We start from the raw sequence: 15539 nt of genomic DNA, 5'->3' as shown, positions 1-15539 counted from the left end.
CGATGGAAAATAGAACAGATAAAAATTCATATACAATTCTATTTGCTATAGGTATGGTGCTTGTAGTAGGTACTTTATTAGCATTTGCAGCATCATTTTTAAAGCCAAATATTGATGAAAATAAGCGCCTAGAAAAGCAACAAAATATTTTGTATGCTATGGGTGTAAATGAAAACGATGAGAACAATGCAAATTTTGTTTCTACAACAGATGCTCCAGAATTGTTTAAAAAGTATATAGAAAAGCAATTGATTATTCAAGGTGCAGATGTTGCAGAAGATGACCAAGCGTATTTAATTGATGTTAAAAAAGAACAAACAAACGCTAAAGCGGGTATCGAAAGAAAGCTTCCTTTATTTGTTGGTAAAAAGGATAATACCTTATTCTATATAGCGCCAATTAGAGGAAAAGGTCTTTGGGATGCTGTTTGGGCGTATGTAGCTATGGATAAAAATATGGTCATACAAGGTGTATTTTTTGATCATAAAGGAGAAACAGCTGGTCTTGGAGCAAACATTAATAAAAGGTTCTTTATGGATGATTTTATCGGAGAGGACTTAAAAAATAATGGAGTTTTTAAAGGAATTGCTGTTGCAAAAGGTAATGCAGATCCTTTAAATAAAGACAAAACGGATAATGAGGTAGATGCTATCGCAGGCGCTACTATAACAGGAAATGGTATTTCGGCAATGCTTAAGAGCGAGTTGAAATTGTATGAGCCATATTTCGAAACTTTAAAAAATTAATTATATATGGGACTTTTATCAAAAAAAGACGCAAAGTTAATTACAGACCCATTAGCAGATAATAACCCTATTACTATTCAGGTTTTAGGTATATGTTCAGCACTAGCAATTACTGCGGAGTTAAAAGCTTCTCTAGTAATGGCAATTTCTGTACTATTTGTATTAGGGATAGGTAACGTTGTTATTTCTTTAATGCGAAATATAATACCATCGAAAATTAGAATTATAGTACAGTTAATTGTAGTTGCTGCTTTGGTAATTATTGTGGATTTAGTACTTAAAGCTTTTGCTTATGAGTTAAGTAAAACACTTTCTGTTTTTGTTGGGTTAATTATTACCAACTGTATTATTATGGGGCGTTTTGAAGCTTTTGCTTTGGGTAATGGGCCATGGAAATCCTTTTTAGATGGTATTGGTAATGCTTTAGGTTACGGTGTTATCTTAATCATTGTTGGTTTTTTTAGAGAATTATTAGGTTCTGGTACTTTGTTTGGAATACCTGTATTAGGGGATCCAATAGCTAAAACTGGTTTGTACTCTATGGGTTACGAAAACAATGGATTTATGATTATGCCTCCAATGGCATTGATTGTTGTGGGGATAATTATATGGGTACAACGTAGTAGAAATAAAGCATTAATAGAAGATTAAATTAGGTTGTTTGCTTACTGGTAAACAAGTATAATTAGACAAATAAGAATATGGAACATATAGAATTATTTTTCAAATCGATATTTATAGATAACATGGTATTTTCCGTTTTCTTGGGAATGTGCTCGTATTTAGCGGTATCTAAAAAAGTATCAACAGCTGTTGGTTTAGGAGCGGCGGTAATATTTGTATTGGCAATTACAGTGCCTTTAAACTGGTTATTGGATCAGTATCTTTTGCAGCCAGGAGCTTTGTCTTGGTTAGGAGAAGAATATGCAGATTTCGATTTAAGCTTTCTATCCTTTATCATGTTTATTGCAACTATTGCAACTATGGTACAATTGGTAGAGATTGTGGTAGAGAAATTCTCTCCTTCCTTATATAATTCATTAGGTATTTTTTTACCTCTAATAGCAGTAAACTGCGCCATTTTAGGTGGTTCGTTATTTATGCAATCTAGAGAAATAGCCACTTTAGGTTTAGCTACAACATACGGAATAGGTTCTGGTATTGGTTGGTTTTTAGCCATATTAGCTATTGCGGCAATACGTGAAAAAATTAGATATTCTAATGTGCCACCAGCATTAAGAGGGTTAGGTATAACTTTCATTATTACGGGATTAATGGCCATAGGATTTATGAGTTTTGGAGGTATGTTAACTGGTGGAGATGAAGAGACTCCTAAAAAAGAAAAAACGGTTACAGTGAAGTCTTCAGAAGAAAATAAAGAAGTGTTAGCTAACAACATAAAAGTAAGTAAGTAAATGATTTTAGCCGCAGGTACATTAGGAACAATTATAGCAACAGTAACAGCTTTTTTAATTATTACGCTTTTGTTAGTTGCTTTACTATTATTTGTAAAACAAAAATTATCACCATCTGGTCCTGTAAAGATTACGATTAATGGTGAGAAGGAAATAGAAGTAGCTTCTGGCGCTAGTTTGTTAACTACTCTTGGAAGTAATAAAGTGTTTTTGCCTTCCGCTTGTGGTGGAGGTGGAACATGTATTCAGTGTGAATGCCATGTATTGTCTGGTGGAGGTGAAGCTTTGCCGACAGAAACACCGCATTTCTCTAGAAAAGAATTAAGTCATGGTGCACGTTTGGCTTGCCAAGTTAAGGTAAAGCAAGACATGGAAATTACGATACCAGAAGAAGTTTTTGGAATTAAAAAATGGAATGGTAAGGTTGTTCGTAACTATAACGTAGCTTCTTTTATCAAGGAGTTTGTAGTTGAGATTCCAGAGGACATGGGTTACAAAGCAGGAGGATATATTCAAATTGAAATACCACCATGTGAAGTAAAGTATTCTGATATGGATATCACTGCACACCCTGAAGAGCACGAGACGCCAGATAAATTTAAAGCAGAATGGGATAAATTTAATCTTTGGCCTTTAGTAATGAAAAACACGGAGTTGGTAGAGAGAGCATATTCTATGGCTTCTTTTCCAGCAGAAGGACGCGAAATTATGCTAAATGTACGTGTTGCATGTCCGCCTTGGGATCGTTCTAAAAACGGTTGGATGGATGTAAATCCAGGTATAGCATCGTCTTACATTTTTAGCTTAAAACCAGGAGATGATGTTGTAATTTCAGGTCCTTATGGTGAATTCTTTATAAATGAATCTGATTCGGAAATGCTTTATGTAGGTGGAGGAGCAGGTATGGCGCCAATGCGTTCGCATCTATATCACCTATTCAAAACATTAAAAACGAATAGAAAAGTAAGTTACTGGTATGGTGGTCGTTCTAAGCGAGAGTTGTTCTATCTAGAGCATTTCTATGCATTAGAAAAAGAGTTTCCAAACTTTAAATTTCACCTAGCTCTTTCAGAGCCTATGGAAGAAGATAACTGGAAAGTAAAAGAGAGTATTGATGCTCCTGGAGATGGTTTTGTTGGCTTTATTCACAATTGTGTAATAGATAATTATTTAAGCCTTCATGAATCTCCTGAGGATATAGAATTATATTTCTGTGGCCCTCCATTGATGAATAAGGCTGTTCAGAAAATGGGTGAAGATTTTGGTCTTGCAGATGAGAATATTAGATTCGATGATTTTGGTGGGTAAACCTCTAGAATTCATTTAAAATTTTCAACTCATTTGGAATGAAGATTTATAAAATTAAAACCGATATTTTTGAATATCGGTTTTTTTGTATTTTACCTTTTAATACAGATTAAATTAAGGGAATGAAAGAATTAACAGAACAAGAATTGCATAACTTGGCTATGAATATCGTTGGTAAAGAATTAGAAGCTAACGGATTCGAGTTCATGTCGGTGAATAGTGAGTTAAAAAAAAACCCGCAGTTTGTTTGTTTAAAAGAAAAGAAAATGCACTTTGTAGTTGTTAAGGCTATTTCTTATCCAGGAGACCCTAAGGATACTGATTTTTTCAGGGCCGATCTAAACAAAATGAGAGACCACGCTTTAAAATTTGAAGCAGAAACTTTTTATGCAGGAGTGGGTTTAGTGAATGCAGTAGAATATAATTTGCCAGTTTATTTAAATGAAGAATATATAGTTGATTATGATGGACTTATTAAAATTCAATAGAATTTCCCTTTGTACAATTGTGTTTGTTTGTTTGCTCTACTCTTGTAAGGAGCAGCAACAGATATTAGTAAGAAATGATGCAAATGGAGGAGCCTTGGGAACATCGTATAATTTGATATATTTTTCTGAAACCCCTCTAGATTTACAAACACAAATTGATTCTGTTTTTGGGGTAATGAATCAGTCTTTGTCTACTTATATTCCAGGGTCTGATATCTCAAAAATCAATAGAGGAGATTCTACTTTGGTTGTAGATACAATGTTTCAAGATGTTTTTAATTTATCTAAGGAGGTGCACAAAGAAACTAAGGGTTATTTTGATCCAACAGTAGGCGTTTTGGTCAATGCTTGGGGTTTTGGGCCAGGAAAACAAATGAAATTGGACAGTACAAGGGTAGATAGTTTGCTTAAATATGTAGGCTTTGATAAAGTTAGGATAAGTAAAGAAAATCAAATTTTAAAAGACAGTCCAAGTATATATTTCGATTTCAACGCTATTGCTAAAGGATATGCTGTTGATAGATTAGCTAAAATGATGGATGCTAATGGTGTGAACAATTATCTTTTAGAGGTAGGAGGCGAGCTAGTAGCAAAAGGAAGGAACACTACTAAGAATAAGTCTTGGGTTGTAGGTATTGATGATCCGCAAGTGGTAGAGGGCAGAGAACTTAAACTTATGATTCAACTAGAGAATAAGGCAATGGCTTCTTCCGGAAATTATAGAAAGTTTCGAGTGGATAAAGAAACAGGAAAAAAATACGTACACACCATTAATCCTATTACTGGTTACACTAAAAATGGAACAACCTTAGGTGTAACAGTTTTAGCTAATTCTTGTGCAGAAGCAGATGCTTATGCTACTTCTTTTATGGCAATGGATTTTACCGAGGTTTTAGAGCTTGTAGAAGCAAAGAAAAATATAGAAGTCTATATTGTTTATTTAGATGATACAGGTAATATCCAGGAGTTTATGACAGATGGTGTTAAAGAATTAATTGTAGAATAATTATTATTTTCTTACAAAAGGTAAAATCTCACCTGGAGCTAAACGGCACTTATTTACATCTTCTTTCGTAAGTATATTGGTATAATCTACTTCTTCTACGGTAAAGCCAATGCTTCGGAGTTTATTAAAATAATCTCTGCCGTAAATACGAACATGATCATACTGACCAAAAATTTTAGCTCGTTCTTTTCTGTCGGTTATTGAATCGTCTTCAAAAGTGGTTTCTCTGTCTAATTCTTGCGGAATTTGAAATATTCCCCAGCCACCAGGTTTTAGAACTCTATAGAGTTCTTGCATGGCTTTAGAATCGTCTGGTATATGTTCCAGTACATGATTGCAGAAAATAACATCATAGGAATCATCTTTAAAAGGAAGATTACAAATATCTGCTTTTACATCTGCTAAGGGCGAGTTTAAATCTGTAGTAGTGTACTCTAAATTTTTTAATTTCCGAAACCTTTTATAGAATGCTTGCTCAGGAGCAAAATGCAAAACTTTTAGAGGAGCGGTAAAGAAATCAGTTTCGTTCTTTAAAAATAACCAGAGCAATCTATGTCTTTCTAAAGAAAGGGTAGAAGGGGAGAGTACATTCTCTCTTTGGTTTTCATAACCATAAGGGAGAAAATTTTTAAAACTCTTTCCGTCAATAGGATCAGTATAGTTTTTTCCTTGCATGGAAAACGCTAAAATAGGCCTAACCCAATAGCTTAATTTAATAAGTAATGGTCTTGAAATGGTATTTAGAATATACTTAAAAGCGTTTTTCATTAAAGAAAGGAGTAGCTGTTTTTTGCGAGTCTATTGTCTAAATTCGTCTTCTTCTGTACTGGTAATTCCTAATGCGTCGTAAATGTATTTAAAAGTAGAAAGCAATTCAGGTTTTCCGTTAACTAGGGCTACATCGTGTTCAAAATGCGCACTTGGTTTGCCGTCGGCAGTCAAAATGGTCCAGCCATCTTTTAATTGTTTTATTCTTTTAGTTCCAAGGTTAGTCATAGGTTCTATAGCTACAACCATACCTTCTACGAATTTTTTACCTCTTCCTCTTTTTCCATAATTTGGCATTTCTGGATCTTCGTGCATTTTACGTCCGAGCCCATGCCCTACAAGTTCACGAACCACACCATAACCATGATCTTCTGTGTGTTTTTGAATAGCATACCCAACATCGCCAACTCTATTACCTGCTTTAAATTCTCGTATACCTATGTATAAAGATTCTTTGGTAACGTTGAGCATTTTTTTAGTTTCTGGGTCTATTTCTCCAACCTCAAAAGTATATGCATGGTCTCCGTAGAAATCATTTTTTAAAGCACCACAATCTATAGAAATAATGTCGCCTTCTACCAATGGTTTATCGTTAGGAATTCCATGTACTATCTGTGCATTTGGACTCATGCATAACGTATTGGGAAAATCATATAATCCTAAGAAGCCAGGAATAGCTCCGTGGTCTCTTATAAAGGTTTCCGCGAGTTTGTCTAGTTGTAATGTGCTTATGCCAGGTTTTACTTCGGCTGCAAGCATTCCTAGTGTTTTGGAAACTATTAGCGCACTTTCGCGCATAAGTTCTATTTCTTCCGGTGTTTTTACTATAATCATAGTTTGCAAAGGTAAATATTTAGTTTCAAGAAGAGAAACCTTGTAAAATATTATGTGCTATAGATTTTGTTCTTTAGACGTAATTTTTTAAAATAAGTAAATGCGGCTTGTAGTCTTGAACCGTACCAAGAAAAATATTCCCCATCAACCAGTATTATTTCGCTAGAAACTTTTAAATTTTTAATTTCTGAGATATGTTTTTCTGTAAATGGATAGGGCTCTGAAGAAAGAAGTAAAAGCGTTGCGGAAGTATTTTGTAATTGCTCTGTTGTTACTACTGGATACCTTGTTCTTTGATTACAGACATTGTTAAAACCATTTAAAGCTAAGAGAGTATTTATGAAAGTGTCTTTTCCTGCAAGCATCCATGGGTCTTTCCAGATAAAATATAGCACATTAATTTGGGGTTTGTTTTCTATAAATTCTTTAAAAATATGCAGTTCACTTTTAATTTTAGAGCTTATTTGTAATGCTTTTTGGTTACAATTAAAAAGGATATTGTATTGTTGTATAAGGTGAAATACATCTTCCATTTTTTTTACGTCGGAAACATGAACTTCATATTCTTTTTCTAATCTATTTACTATTTCTTTGGTGTTTTCTTCTTTGTTACACAGAATTATATTTGGTTTTAATTCTGCAATTTTTTCGAAAGAGATATTTTTTGTTCCACCAACTATTTTTTTAGTAGTTTTCATAGGATTAGGATGTACACAGAATTTGGTGATACCAACAACGGATTCTTCTAAACCTAAATCTACTAGTAATTCTGTTTCAGATGGTACTAAGGATATAATACGAAAAGGCCAACTAGGTAAAACAAGAGTTCTCCCTAGTTGGTCTTTTATAGTTTTTCTCATCGTATAAGAGTGTTATACTAAAGAGTGTTGTGTCATTGCTTCTGGTTGTGGTATACCCATTAATTTAAGTATGGTAGGAGCAACGTCTCCAAGTACTCCATTTTTTATATTTTTTAACTCTTTATCTATTAAAATAATAGGTACTGGGTTTGTGGTATGTGCGGTATGTGGGCTACCATCTGGATTCATCATAGTTTCGCAATTACCGTGATCAGCGATTAGTATCGTGGTATATCCATTTTCTAGTCCTGTTGTAATAACATCTTTGGCGCAAATATCTACAGCTTCACAAGCTTTAATCGCGGCACTCATTATTCCTGTATGACCAACCATATCTCCGTTTGCAAAATTTAAACAAACAAAATCTGTTTCGCCTTTTTGTAATTCCGGTACTAGAGCATCTCGCAATTCATAAGCGCTCATTTCTGGTTGTAAATCATAGGTAGCAACTTTTGGAGAGTTTTTAAGAATACGAGATTCTCCTTTAAAAGGAGTTTCTTGTCCTCCAGAAAAGAAAAATGTTACATGCGGGTACTTTTCTGTTTCTGCAATTCGTATTTGCTTTTTGTTATGTTTTTCTAATACTTCCCCTAAGGTTTCTGTAATGTTATCTTTGTTGAAAATTACTTTTACCCCTTTAAATTTATCACTATAGTTTGTTATGGTAACGTAGTAAAGCTCTATTTTTTTTGTATTGTACTCTGGAAAATCATTTTGATATAACATTTCTGTTAGTTCTCTACCTCTATCTGTTCTGAAATTAAAAAATAGAACAACATCCTCTTTTTCAATGGTAGCAATAGGTTGTTCTTTATTATCGGTAAGGATTAATGGCTTTATAAATTCATCTGTAATATCGGCATCGTAATTTTCTTGTATAGATTGAGTGGCATTGTTCGTTTTTGTTCCTTCTCCATTTACAAGTGCATGATAAGCTAGTTGTACACGTTCCCAGCGTTTGTCTCTGTCCATAGCATAATAACGTCCGGTAACAGAAGCCAATTTAGTGTTGGTTCCCAAGATGTATTTTTCAATATCTTCTACATATCCTTTTCCAGATTTAGGGTCAACATCTCTACCATCTGTAAAGGCGTGTATATAAGAATTTTGAATACCAGCATTGTTTGCCGCATCTATAAAACCTTTTAAATGATTGGTGTGTGCATGAACACCGCCGTTACTGAGTAGTCCTAAAAAGTGAACATTTTTATTGTTTTCTTTAGCATATTGAAGCGCATCAATTAATACTTTTTCATCTTTTAAAGTATCTTTTTCAATAGCCATATTAATCTTAGCTAAATCTTGGTATACAATTCTTCCAGCTCCCAAATTCATATGGCCAACTTCACTATTACCCATTTGCCCAGTAGGAAGCCCTACATGTTCGCCATCTGTTCTTAGAGTAGCATTCGGGTAGTTGTGGTATAAAGAATCTATAAAAGGGGTGTTAGCATTATCAATTGCTGAAACTTTTGGGTCAGGTGATTTTCCCCACCCATCTAATATCATTAGGATTACCTTTTTATTCATAATAGGAGTGTATTTACACCTCAAAAGTACTATGATTTGTTTATTTAAACTAGGTTTAAACTCGCTTTTTTACAGGTTTTTACGTGTTGTTACACCTATGATTTTTATCATTAAAATTGTTAAATTATTGTTATTTAACAATTTACTTTGCAACAAATCATGGATGTTGTCGTCTATCTTTATATAGAGTTATTTTATTCATCAATCAAAAAACAATCATCATGAAAAAAACAGTGGTAAGTATTGCCGTTGCTAGTATGCTAATGTGTACTGGTTTAATGGCTAATCAAGAAAGTAGTACGTTGCATTTAAGTAGTTCTCATTTTATTATAAAATCAGAGATTAGTACTTTTTGTAAGGCGATTATTAAAGGGGATGTTTCTTTGGTAAAAGGAATGATTGAAGCAGGGGAGGACATTAATAAAAAATCTCAGGGAATGACGCCCGCAATTTTTGCAGCTAGGTACAATAAAGCGGAAATATTAGAATTACTTATTGCAAATGGCGCAGACCTTAAGGTTAAAAGTAATAATGGCTTGTCTATTATGGAAATTGCTAAGGCAGCAAACGCAAAGGATGTATTAGCGGTGCTATCTAAATAGTAATTAGCTACTTAAAAAGCAAAAAGCCATTTGATATCGAATGGCTTTTTGTTTTACTATTTTCACATAAATATAGTGTTCTCGCAAAATATAGTGAAAATTAAAATTCAAATCCTGTAAATACTCTATATGCAAATGCATAAAGTGCTATAGATAGCATTATTACGCAAAATACGGAGTAGGCCTTTAGTAGCATTACAACAATGCTTGGCTGACAATTTTCGAAAGCTTCTTGGTAAATGTTTTTAAAGTGTAATAGTGTTCCCATATAGTTTTGTTTAATGATTGTAAATCAAAGCTATAAGGATTAAATCTGTAACGGTGTAAAGACTAAGGGTGTTCCAAATGTAATAAAAAATATAGAACCATTGGTGAATTTGTAAAATTTATTTAAAGAAGCGTAAGTTCTTTTTAAAGCCTTTAAAATTGGCGTTTTATGTTAAGAGTAGTTGGTCGTAATTAAAGGTTGTTTTGTCGATTTTATTTATACTTTTCCTGCGTATTTTTCTATCGCTTCTTTAATTTTTTCGATTCTATTTTCTGGGTCTGGATGCGTGCTTTGAAATTCGGGAGCTCTATTTGGTCCGGCAGCGGCTTTAAGAATTTCCATTACTTTTATCATTTCTTCTGGTTGATATCCAGATTGAAGCATAAGAAGTACTCCAAGGTCATCACTTTCTAACTCGTCTCCTCTTCCATTTGTCAAAAGTTTATTCTGGCCAATACCTCCAACTAATCCACCCATATCAGCTCCAACTGTAGCGCCCATGGTAAGTGTTTGCCAAAAACTACTGTCTGCGATACGCTCAGCAGAATGACGGCCAATAACATGACCAATTTCATGTCCTAAAACTCCAGCTAACTGGGCTTCATTTAATTGAGAAAACAAAGCATAGGTAATAAATATTTGTCCACCAGGTAAAGCAAAAGCATTTATAGTTTGCGAGTCAGCCAATAAATGAAAATCGTATTTATATGGTGTTTCTCTAGCAATACTACTGTTTACTAATTTATGACCAACAGCATCCACAAAAGATTGCATACGTTCGTCTGGGTATAACCCGCCGTGTTGTTGAGAAATTTCAGGTAAACTTTGTAAACCTATAGCAATTTCTTGCTCAGAGGTCATGTTTATATTTTGAGTTCTTCCTGTATATTCGTTCTTTTCGCTATTGTTACAACGTTGTATAAAAGCAAAGGCTACAATGGCAAGACCAATAAAAATTCGAATTTTCCAACTTCCTCTTCTCATGGTGTATCGTGTTTAAAATAGGGGTTCAATATACAAAAGAGTTAGAGAAGGTCTTTATTAATGTCTAAAATATTATTTCGGACATAGTTTTTAATGAAGCCATTTGTAAAGTGTTCGCTACCATAAAAATCTTCTTGTTGTAATAACAAAAGGATATTTTTTCTTCTAAAAGAGGTTAACATGGGTTTAGAGATAGGAGCATAGCTGTAATGCCAAGGCTCATATTTAAAGCCTTTTCTTTTAGGATGGTCGGTGTACACTAAATAAAAGCCATATTTTTCAGAATTAGCATCCATCCATTTTTTAAAATCTTCATATGGACCGCCAGCCTCAAATTTACTAGGTACTAACACATTTCCTTCGACTTTTCTATAGCCATCGACAATGTCTACATCTGTTCCCCAATGATGTCTACTAGTTCCTGGGATAGTAGAATATTCTATAATTTTATCAATAGCAGCTAATGGTTCCATGCCATTATCTTCCGTGTATTTATCATATTTTCGTTCCCATATTAAGGCCTGTCTTTCAAAATTGCGATAACTGGAAACAACTTTTAAATCAATACCTGCAGTATAAGCGGCTTTTTTCATTTCTATAAAAGCATCGTGGGCTTGCTTTCTAAGGTTAATGCCTTTTCCATAAAGCTTTATGTCTTCCTTGCCCATTAGTTCTAGAATAGAATACTCCTGCTCTCCATTAAAAAAGACAGGAGGCATGGTTGCAATAGCAATAGAAGTTAAACCACTTTTTTTCAGAAATGTTCGTCTTTGCATTTTGTTTTATTTAGTTTTTGGTATAAGGTGTTTGGGTATTCCATGACAGTACTTCAAAAATATTGCCAAAGACAAAAAATACAGAACTCTTCTTATCATAAAATTGGTCTTTACCAAAGATAAGAAGTTTTTAAATATTTTCTTTTGTTTACCTTTTAATGGTTTAGTTATTTGATTATTATTGGTTTAGGATTATTTTTTTTCATTTGATGTTAAGTATAAGTAGCCTTGATGTTTTTGTCTTAAATTGTTAAGTGTAATTATATAAAAGTAAATACCCGAAGCAAGACCATCGTTCTTTTTAATAACGGCCGTTCTATTAGAATACCCGCCAAATTCATTGGTGTAATTATCTTTAGAAAAAACCATAACCCCGTATCGATTATAAATTTGCAAATTATTATCTTTAGATTCTTCGATACCATCTATTACAAGAACATCATTAATACCATCTCCATTTGGAGTCATGTAATAATTATCTAATTCTAAAATATTATAGGTTTCTAATAAATCGTCATTACCACCAATGGTTATAATGGAATATTCATTAGGAACAAATATTTCGGAAGTTACGGATCCATAGGTGTAGCCTCCTTGTACTGTTGAGTTTCCTAGGTTTACCCAATGTTGTAAAGATTTGCTCCAACCAATAACTTTTAAATCGGTTAAAAATTCAGCAAGAGTGTTAATCTCACTATAGGTATCCCAAGTAAGTGTAACTTTAGATGGTATATCGCTTTCCAAATGCCAGAATTCTTTTGTACTTACTTGAAAAAAATCGGGCCCTTTGGCATCGGTATCAAAATTATCATTAAAGGTAGAAGGTTCATTGGGATCCTCATAAAAATAAGCACATTTGGCAAAAGCATTTGTAGCCTCAGATTCTAAAGTTAAAGTGCGTAGTCTATTAGCGACACCTATGGGGAAAATAAAAGAATCTTTATTGGTTATGGATGCATAACCATCTACTTTAGAGACTAGGTTTTCACCAATATAAAATGCGTCATTTATAAAGTTAATATGAATATCTGTATTGTTTCTAGGAGTAACAATATCCCCTGTAATTAAATTGGTATTATTTAGTATTTCTATCGGAGTTTCTAAATACAAATTGTAATCTACTAGCACTTCAGAATCATAGAAAACAGGAGTATTACTTCCAGAAATAGTTAAAGATTTATCATATCCATAAAAGCCTACTAAACCAAGGTTTTTATTAAACATTCCGTCATTTACTAAATCTAAATGAAACCCTACGGCAGTACCACTATGTACTTTTATATTACCAAAATTATGCACTGCATCCTGTGCTACAATAGTATTTTGTAGCAGTAAGAAAACGATTATGGTTTTGAACAGTTTCATGGTTTTTAAATCAAGGTTCTAGTTTTAATAGGTCATTGAGATATTGGATATTCCACTATTCGTTTGGTGAAAAGAGGAATCGAAATATAGCGCGTCTGATGCTGTGTTTGATGAACTATAAAACTCTGCCCCATTTTGAAGATAAGAAACTCTACCAGAGCAATCTACTTGAATTTCAAAATTATCCCCAGCGGAATATGTAGAAAACTTTCCTTTGTAAGTTCCGTTTTCATAGACGTATATATTCTTGTTTCTATTTAAGTAGATAGCGTAATCCATACTTTGGTAAGATGCATTTGTTGCAGGGTCGCTATTAAGACCAACCATTCTATATCGGTCATTTGTGATAACTGTAAAGTTTAGTTTTCCTTCTTCTCCAGCAGGTACAGCATGGTAGATAGAATACCCTTGAGCGTTCCATCCAGACCCAGACGTTTTATTTAGAACTCCTGCGTTATATGTCATTGCTCCTGTTCTAAAAATATCGGATAATCCTAAATTATAAGTAGTAGTGCTGGTTGCAACTTTAAATCCATTAGGTAAAGTACCTGTTCCAGTACTAGTAGTAACTTGTATATCAAAAGAGCCACCTGTTCCTCCAGACGTAACGTTTGCAGTTATTTGAGTAGCGCTATTTACGGTAGCACTATTTACTGTTTGCCCTGGAATAGCTACTATTGCCGAACCATCAAAATAATTTCCGGTAATTATGATGTTTTTCGTTTCATTGACTGCGAATTGGGAACAACTGCCTAAATTACCAGAGTTTCCAGATACAATAGGATAATTAAGAGGCATGCCTGTAAATGTAATATCTGGATCTAATCCATTAGAAAAAGTATAGGAGCCATCTACATTTTGCGTAAATTTTGCTGGTATAGAAGATATTCTATAAGGGTCTGCAGTGGTTCCTGTTCCAGAAATTATAATATTACTATCCGCAATTATTTTGGTTTCATCTCCGTTAGGTTGTACTTTTTTCCAAGCGATACCATTGTATTGGTACAAAAATTTATCATCAGAATTGTACACTAAGGATCCTTCGTATGGACTCGAAATAGTATTTATTTCAACTAATGTAGCCGAATGTATAGATACTAAATTTTCGGCTTCTGGAGCTTGTGCCTTTGTAAGTAGAGAGGTTAATAAAAAAGAAAATAAAAATATTTTTTTCATGCTATTATAAATCTAAAATGGTAAACATAAATTCAGAATTAAATTTATTACGGTTTGATCCTCCATTATCATTATCTCCGATAATGACTTGAAAACCTGTTGCAGTTTGGTTAGAGTAAGAGATTCCTGGATCATCGTTTCCAGCGCCACCTCTTCCTGGTTGTGTTAATTGAATAATATAATTATCATCGGATACTGCTCCAGATGGTAATGTAATCTGGTATCTACCTTGACTTATTCTAGAAGCGGTAACACCTGTAGTTGCACGTGTTACCCCTCCAGTACTTGATATTTTCCCAAAAGCCTTTATCGGGCTCTCATAAAATGCTCCACCATTTGCTCCAACAGTTATACTGTTATTAGTCTCAGCTCCAACAGTATTATTATCAGCCCAAGTTACGGTTCCAGAATTATCTGTAGTTAATATCTGGTTATTTGTGCCAGGTGCTATTTTTATTGGAGTAACATTAGCATTTTTAATATTTTCGGTTTCTACGGCATCTACTTTTAGTTCGGAAGTACCCACAGCGTTGGAATTAATTTCCGAAGCGTTTACAGAGTTTGGAGCTAGGTCAGAAGCGGTAATGCTGTTGTCTTTTATTACTCCATTGGCGCCACCTTTTATTGCATCTAAGGCAAGGTCTTCATTTATAATGGTGTTATTTAGTATATTTTCGGTTCTAACGGCATCATTATTTAGTTTGGCATTGTTTATTGCATTATTAGCAACATCTAGAGTAACATTTTCAAGAATTGAATTAGTAGGTGTTCCTCCTAGGCTAATAGTGCTTTGTGGGGAAGAAAGGTTTCCGTCTGCTACACCGCCTACTTGATTATCTACGTATGTTTTTACAGCAAGTTCTGTTGGGAATTTAGTGTTGGTTCCATCGGCCAGAGTAACATCGTTAGATTTGTTAGCGGTATCTTCTTTATCGTTTTGTAAAGCAGTGATATCGGTGTCGTTGCTCGTAATGTTTGCTGTGTTTGTAGTTATTAGAGTGGTGTTAGCTGCTTCTGCAGCAGTAGCTCTAGTTACTTCTGCCGTAATAGCAGTAGTATTGTTAGCAATATCGGTATCGTTACTCGTGATGTTTGCTGTGTTTGTAGTTATTAGGGTAGTATTTGCAACTTCTGCATTAGTAGCACGAGTAACTTCTGCGTTTATGGCATTTGTGTTCGCCGTAATATCGGTGGACTCTTCTAAATCGGAAAGGTCAGCAGAAAGTGTAGTTCCACTTTCGGTAACATTTAAGTTAGTGCCATCGAAATCTACAGCAGAAATATCATCATCTGTAGTAATAGTTCCTACTTGATTATCTACGTATGTTTTTACAGCAAGTTCTGTTGGGAATTTAGTGTTAGTACCGTCGGCCAGAGTTACATCGCTAGATTTGTTAGCGGTATTTTCTTTAT

General features: G+C 34.0%; 17 protein-coding genes. 7 read left to right on the top strand and 10 right to left on the bottom strand.

Annotated features, from left to right (window positions below; genetic code table 11):
- The first annotated feature begins 2 nt into the window (after positions 1-2).
- The 6 genes from QZZ51_RS06825 (at position 3) to QZZ51_RS06800 (ending at position 4963) form a co-directional block, all read left to right on the top strand.
- Positions 3-746, top strand: a complete 744-nt coding sequence (locus QZZ51_RS06825) for a Na(+)-translocating NADH-quinone reductase subunit C (protein ID WP_291867745.1) — start codon at positions 3-5, stop codon at positions 744-746.
- 6 nt (positions 747-752) lie between these two features.
- Positions 753-1397: an NADH:ubiquinone reductase (Na(+)-transporting) subunit D gene (locus tag QZZ51_RS06820; protein ID WP_291867742.1), complete on the top strand. Its 645-nt coding sequence runs from the start codon at positions 753-755 to the stop codon at positions 1395-1397.
- A 50-nt stretch (positions 1398-1447) separates the two neighbouring features.
- Positions 1448-2161, top strand: a complete 714-nt coding sequence (gene nqrE / locus QZZ51_RS06815) for an NADH:ubiquinone reductase (Na(+)-transporting) subunit E (protein WP_291867740.1) — start codon at positions 1448-1450, stop codon at positions 2159-2161.
- Complete coding sequence (nqrF, locus tag QZZ51_RS06810) at positions 2162-3469, top strand: NADH:ubiquinone reductase (Na(+)-transporting) subunit F (protein WP_291867739.1); 1308 nt, start codon at positions 2162-2164, stop codon at positions 3467-3469.
- Positions 3470-3591: 122 nt separating this feature from the next.
- The gene (locus QZZ51_RS06805) at positions 3592-3957 is read left to right on the top strand and encodes a Na(+)-translocating NADH-quinone reductase subunit F (protein WP_291867736.1); all 366 of its coding nucleotides are present in this window, start codon (positions 3592-3594) and stop codon (positions 3955-3957) included.
- Complete coding sequence (locus tag QZZ51_RS06800; RefSeq protein WP_291867734.1) at positions 3932-4963, top strand: FAD:protein FMN transferase; 1032 nt, start codon at positions 3932-3934, stop codon at positions 4961-4963. The genes QZZ51_RS06805 and QZZ51_RS06800 overlap by 26 nt, the downstream gene beginning before the upstream one ends.
- 3 nt (positions 4964-4966) lie before the next feature.
- Here the strand turns inward: QZZ51_RS06800 and QZZ51_RS06795 are convergent, their stop codons facing one another.
- The 4 genes from QZZ51_RS06795 to gpmI are packed head-to-tail and all read right to left on the bottom strand — an operon-like array spanning position 4967 to position 8955.
- Entirely contained in the window at positions 4967-5731 is a 765-nt protein-coding gene (locus QZZ51_RS06795) for a class I SAM-dependent methyltransferase (protein ID WP_291867731.1), read from the bottom strand.
- Positions 5732-5761: 30 nt separating this feature from the next.
- On the bottom strand, positions 5762-6565 hold the full coding sequence (gene map, locus QZZ51_RS06790; RefSeq protein WP_291867729.1) for a type I methionyl aminopeptidase: 804 nt from the start codon (positions 6563-6565) through the stop codon (positions 5762-5764).
- Between the two features lie 50 nt (positions 6566-6615).
- Positions 6616-7425, bottom strand: coding sequence for a helical backbone metal receptor (locus QZZ51_RS06785; RefSeq protein WP_291867725.1), 810 nt, complete (start codon positions 7423-7425; stop codon positions 6616-6618).
- A 12-nt stretch (positions 7426-7437) separates the two neighbouring features.
- On the bottom strand, positions 7438-8955 hold the full coding sequence (gpmI, locus tag QZZ51_RS06780) for a 2,3-bisphosphoglycerate-independent phosphoglycerate mutase (protein ID WP_291867722.1): 1518 nt from the start codon (positions 8953-8955) through the stop codon (positions 7438-7440).
- A 221-nt stretch (positions 8956-9176) separates the two neighbouring features.
- Here gpmI and QZZ51_RS06775 point away from each other — a divergent pair, with 221 nt between their 5' ends.
- Positions 9177-9557 carry an ankyrin repeat domain-containing protein gene (locus tag QZZ51_RS06775; RefSeq protein ID WP_291867717.1) on the top strand — a complete coding sequence of 127 codons (381 nt, stop codon included), beginning with the start codon at positions 9177-9179 and terminating at the stop codon, positions 9555-9557.
- A 100-nt stretch (positions 9558-9657) separates the two neighbouring features.
- On the opposite strand, the gene QZZ51_RS16635 is transcribed toward QZZ51_RS06775, so the two are convergent.
- From QZZ51_RS16635 to QZZ51_RS06750, 6 genes are all read right to left on the bottom strand, one after another.
- Complete coding sequence (locus QZZ51_RS16635; RefSeq protein ID WP_366511951.1) at positions 9658-9825, bottom strand: DUF6747 family protein; 168 nt, start codon at positions 9823-9825, stop codon at positions 9658-9660.
- 216 nt (positions 9826-10041) lie between these two features.
- On the bottom strand, positions 10042-10809 hold the full coding sequence (locus QZZ51_RS06770) for a M48 family metalloprotease (RefSeq protein WP_291867715.1): 768 nt from the start codon (positions 10807-10809) through the stop codon (positions 10042-10044).
- 41 nt (positions 10810-10850) lie between these two features.
- On the bottom strand, positions 10851-11585 hold the full coding sequence (locus QZZ51_RS06765) for a M15 family metallopeptidase (protein ID WP_291867712.1): 735 nt from the start codon (positions 11583-11585) through the stop codon (positions 10851-10853).
- A gap of 192 nt (positions 11586-11777) precedes the next feature.
- Positions 11778-12950 carry a gliding motility-associated C-terminal domain-containing protein gene (locus QZZ51_RS06760; RefSeq protein ID WP_291867710.1) on the bottom strand — a complete coding sequence of 391 codons (1173 nt, stop codon included), beginning with the start codon at positions 12948-12950 and terminating at the stop codon, positions 11778-11780.
- 24 nt (positions 12951-12974) lie between these two features.
- Positions 12975-14126 (bottom strand): hypothetical protein, encoded by a 1152-nt coding sequence (locus QZZ51_RS06755; RefSeq protein ID WP_291867707.1) that lies wholly within the window; start codon positions 14124-14126, stop codon positions 12975-12977.
- 4 nt (positions 14127-14130) lie between these two features.
- Positions 14131-15539 (bottom strand): hypothetical protein (locus tag QZZ51_RS06750; RefSeq protein WP_291867704.1); only part of this gene is annotated, 1409 nt, incomplete at its 5' end.

Origin of the sequence: Maribacter sp., from assembly GCF_016744255.1 — a bacterium.
Lineage (GTDB): Bacteria > Bacteroidota > Bacteroidia > Flavobacteriales > Flavobacteriaceae > Maribacter_B.
This window is presented reverse-complemented; position numbering and strand designations above follow the sequence as displayed.

Coding starts and splice junctions, on each gene's coding strand:
- QZZ51_RS06820 (WP_291867742.1), top strand. CDS start 753: ATGGGACTTTTATCAAAAAAAGACGCAAAGTTAATTACAGACCCATTA.
- QZZ51_RS06770 (WP_291867715.1), bottom strand. CDS start 10,809: ATGAGAAGAGGAAGTTGGAAAATTCGAATTTTTATTGGTCTTGCCATT.
- QZZ51_RS06755 (WP_291867707.1), bottom strand. CDS start 14,126: ATGAAAAAAATATTTTTATTTTCTTTTTTATTAACCTCTCTACTTACA.
- QZZ51_RS06765 (WP_291867712.1), bottom strand. CDS start 11,585: ATGCAAAGACGAACATTTCTGAAAAAAAGTGGTTTAACTTCTATTGCT.
- QZZ51_RS06800 (WP_291867734.1), top strand. CDS start 3,932: ATGATGGACTTATTAAAATTCAATAGAATTTCCCTTTGTACAATTGTG.
- QZZ51_RS06795 (WP_291867731.1), bottom strand. CDS start 5,731: ATGAAAAACGCTTTTAAGTATATTCTAAATACCATTTCAAGACCATTA.
- QZZ51_RS06825 (WP_291867745.1), top strand. CDS start 3: ATGGAAAATAGAACAGATAAAAATTCATATACAATTCTATTTGCTATA.
- QZZ51_RS06805 (WP_291867736.1), top strand. CDS start 3,592: ATGAAAGAATTAACAGAACAAGAATTGCATAACTTGGCTATGAATATC.
- gpmI (WP_291867722.1), bottom strand. CDS start 8,955: ATGAATAAAAAGGTAATCCTAATGATATTAGATGGGTGGGGAAAATCA.
- QZZ51_RS16635 (WP_366511951.1), bottom strand. CDS start 9,825: ATGGGAACACTATTACACTTTAAAAACATTTACCAAGAAGCTTTCGAA.
- nqrF (WP_291867739.1), top strand. CDS start 2,162: ATGATTTTAGCCGCAGGTACATTAGGAACAATTATAGCAACAGTAACA.
- map (WP_291867729.1), bottom strand. CDS start 6,565: ATGATTATAGTAAAAACACCGGAAGAAATAGAACTTATGCGCGAAAGT.
- QZZ51_RS06760 (WP_291867710.1), bottom strand. CDS start 12,950: ATGAAACTGTTCAAAACCATAATCGTTTTCTTACTGCTACAAAATACT.
- QZZ51_RS06775 (WP_291867717.1), top strand. CDS start 9,177: ATGAAAAAAACAGTGGTAAGTATTGCCGTTGCTAGTATGCTAATGTGT.
- nqrE (WP_291867740.1), top strand. CDS start 1,448: ATGGAACATATAGAATTATTTTTCAAATCGATATTTATAGATAACATG.
- QZZ51_RS06785 (WP_291867725.1), bottom strand. CDS start 7,425: ATGAGAAAAACTATAAAAGACCAACTAGGGAGAACTCTTGTTTTACCT.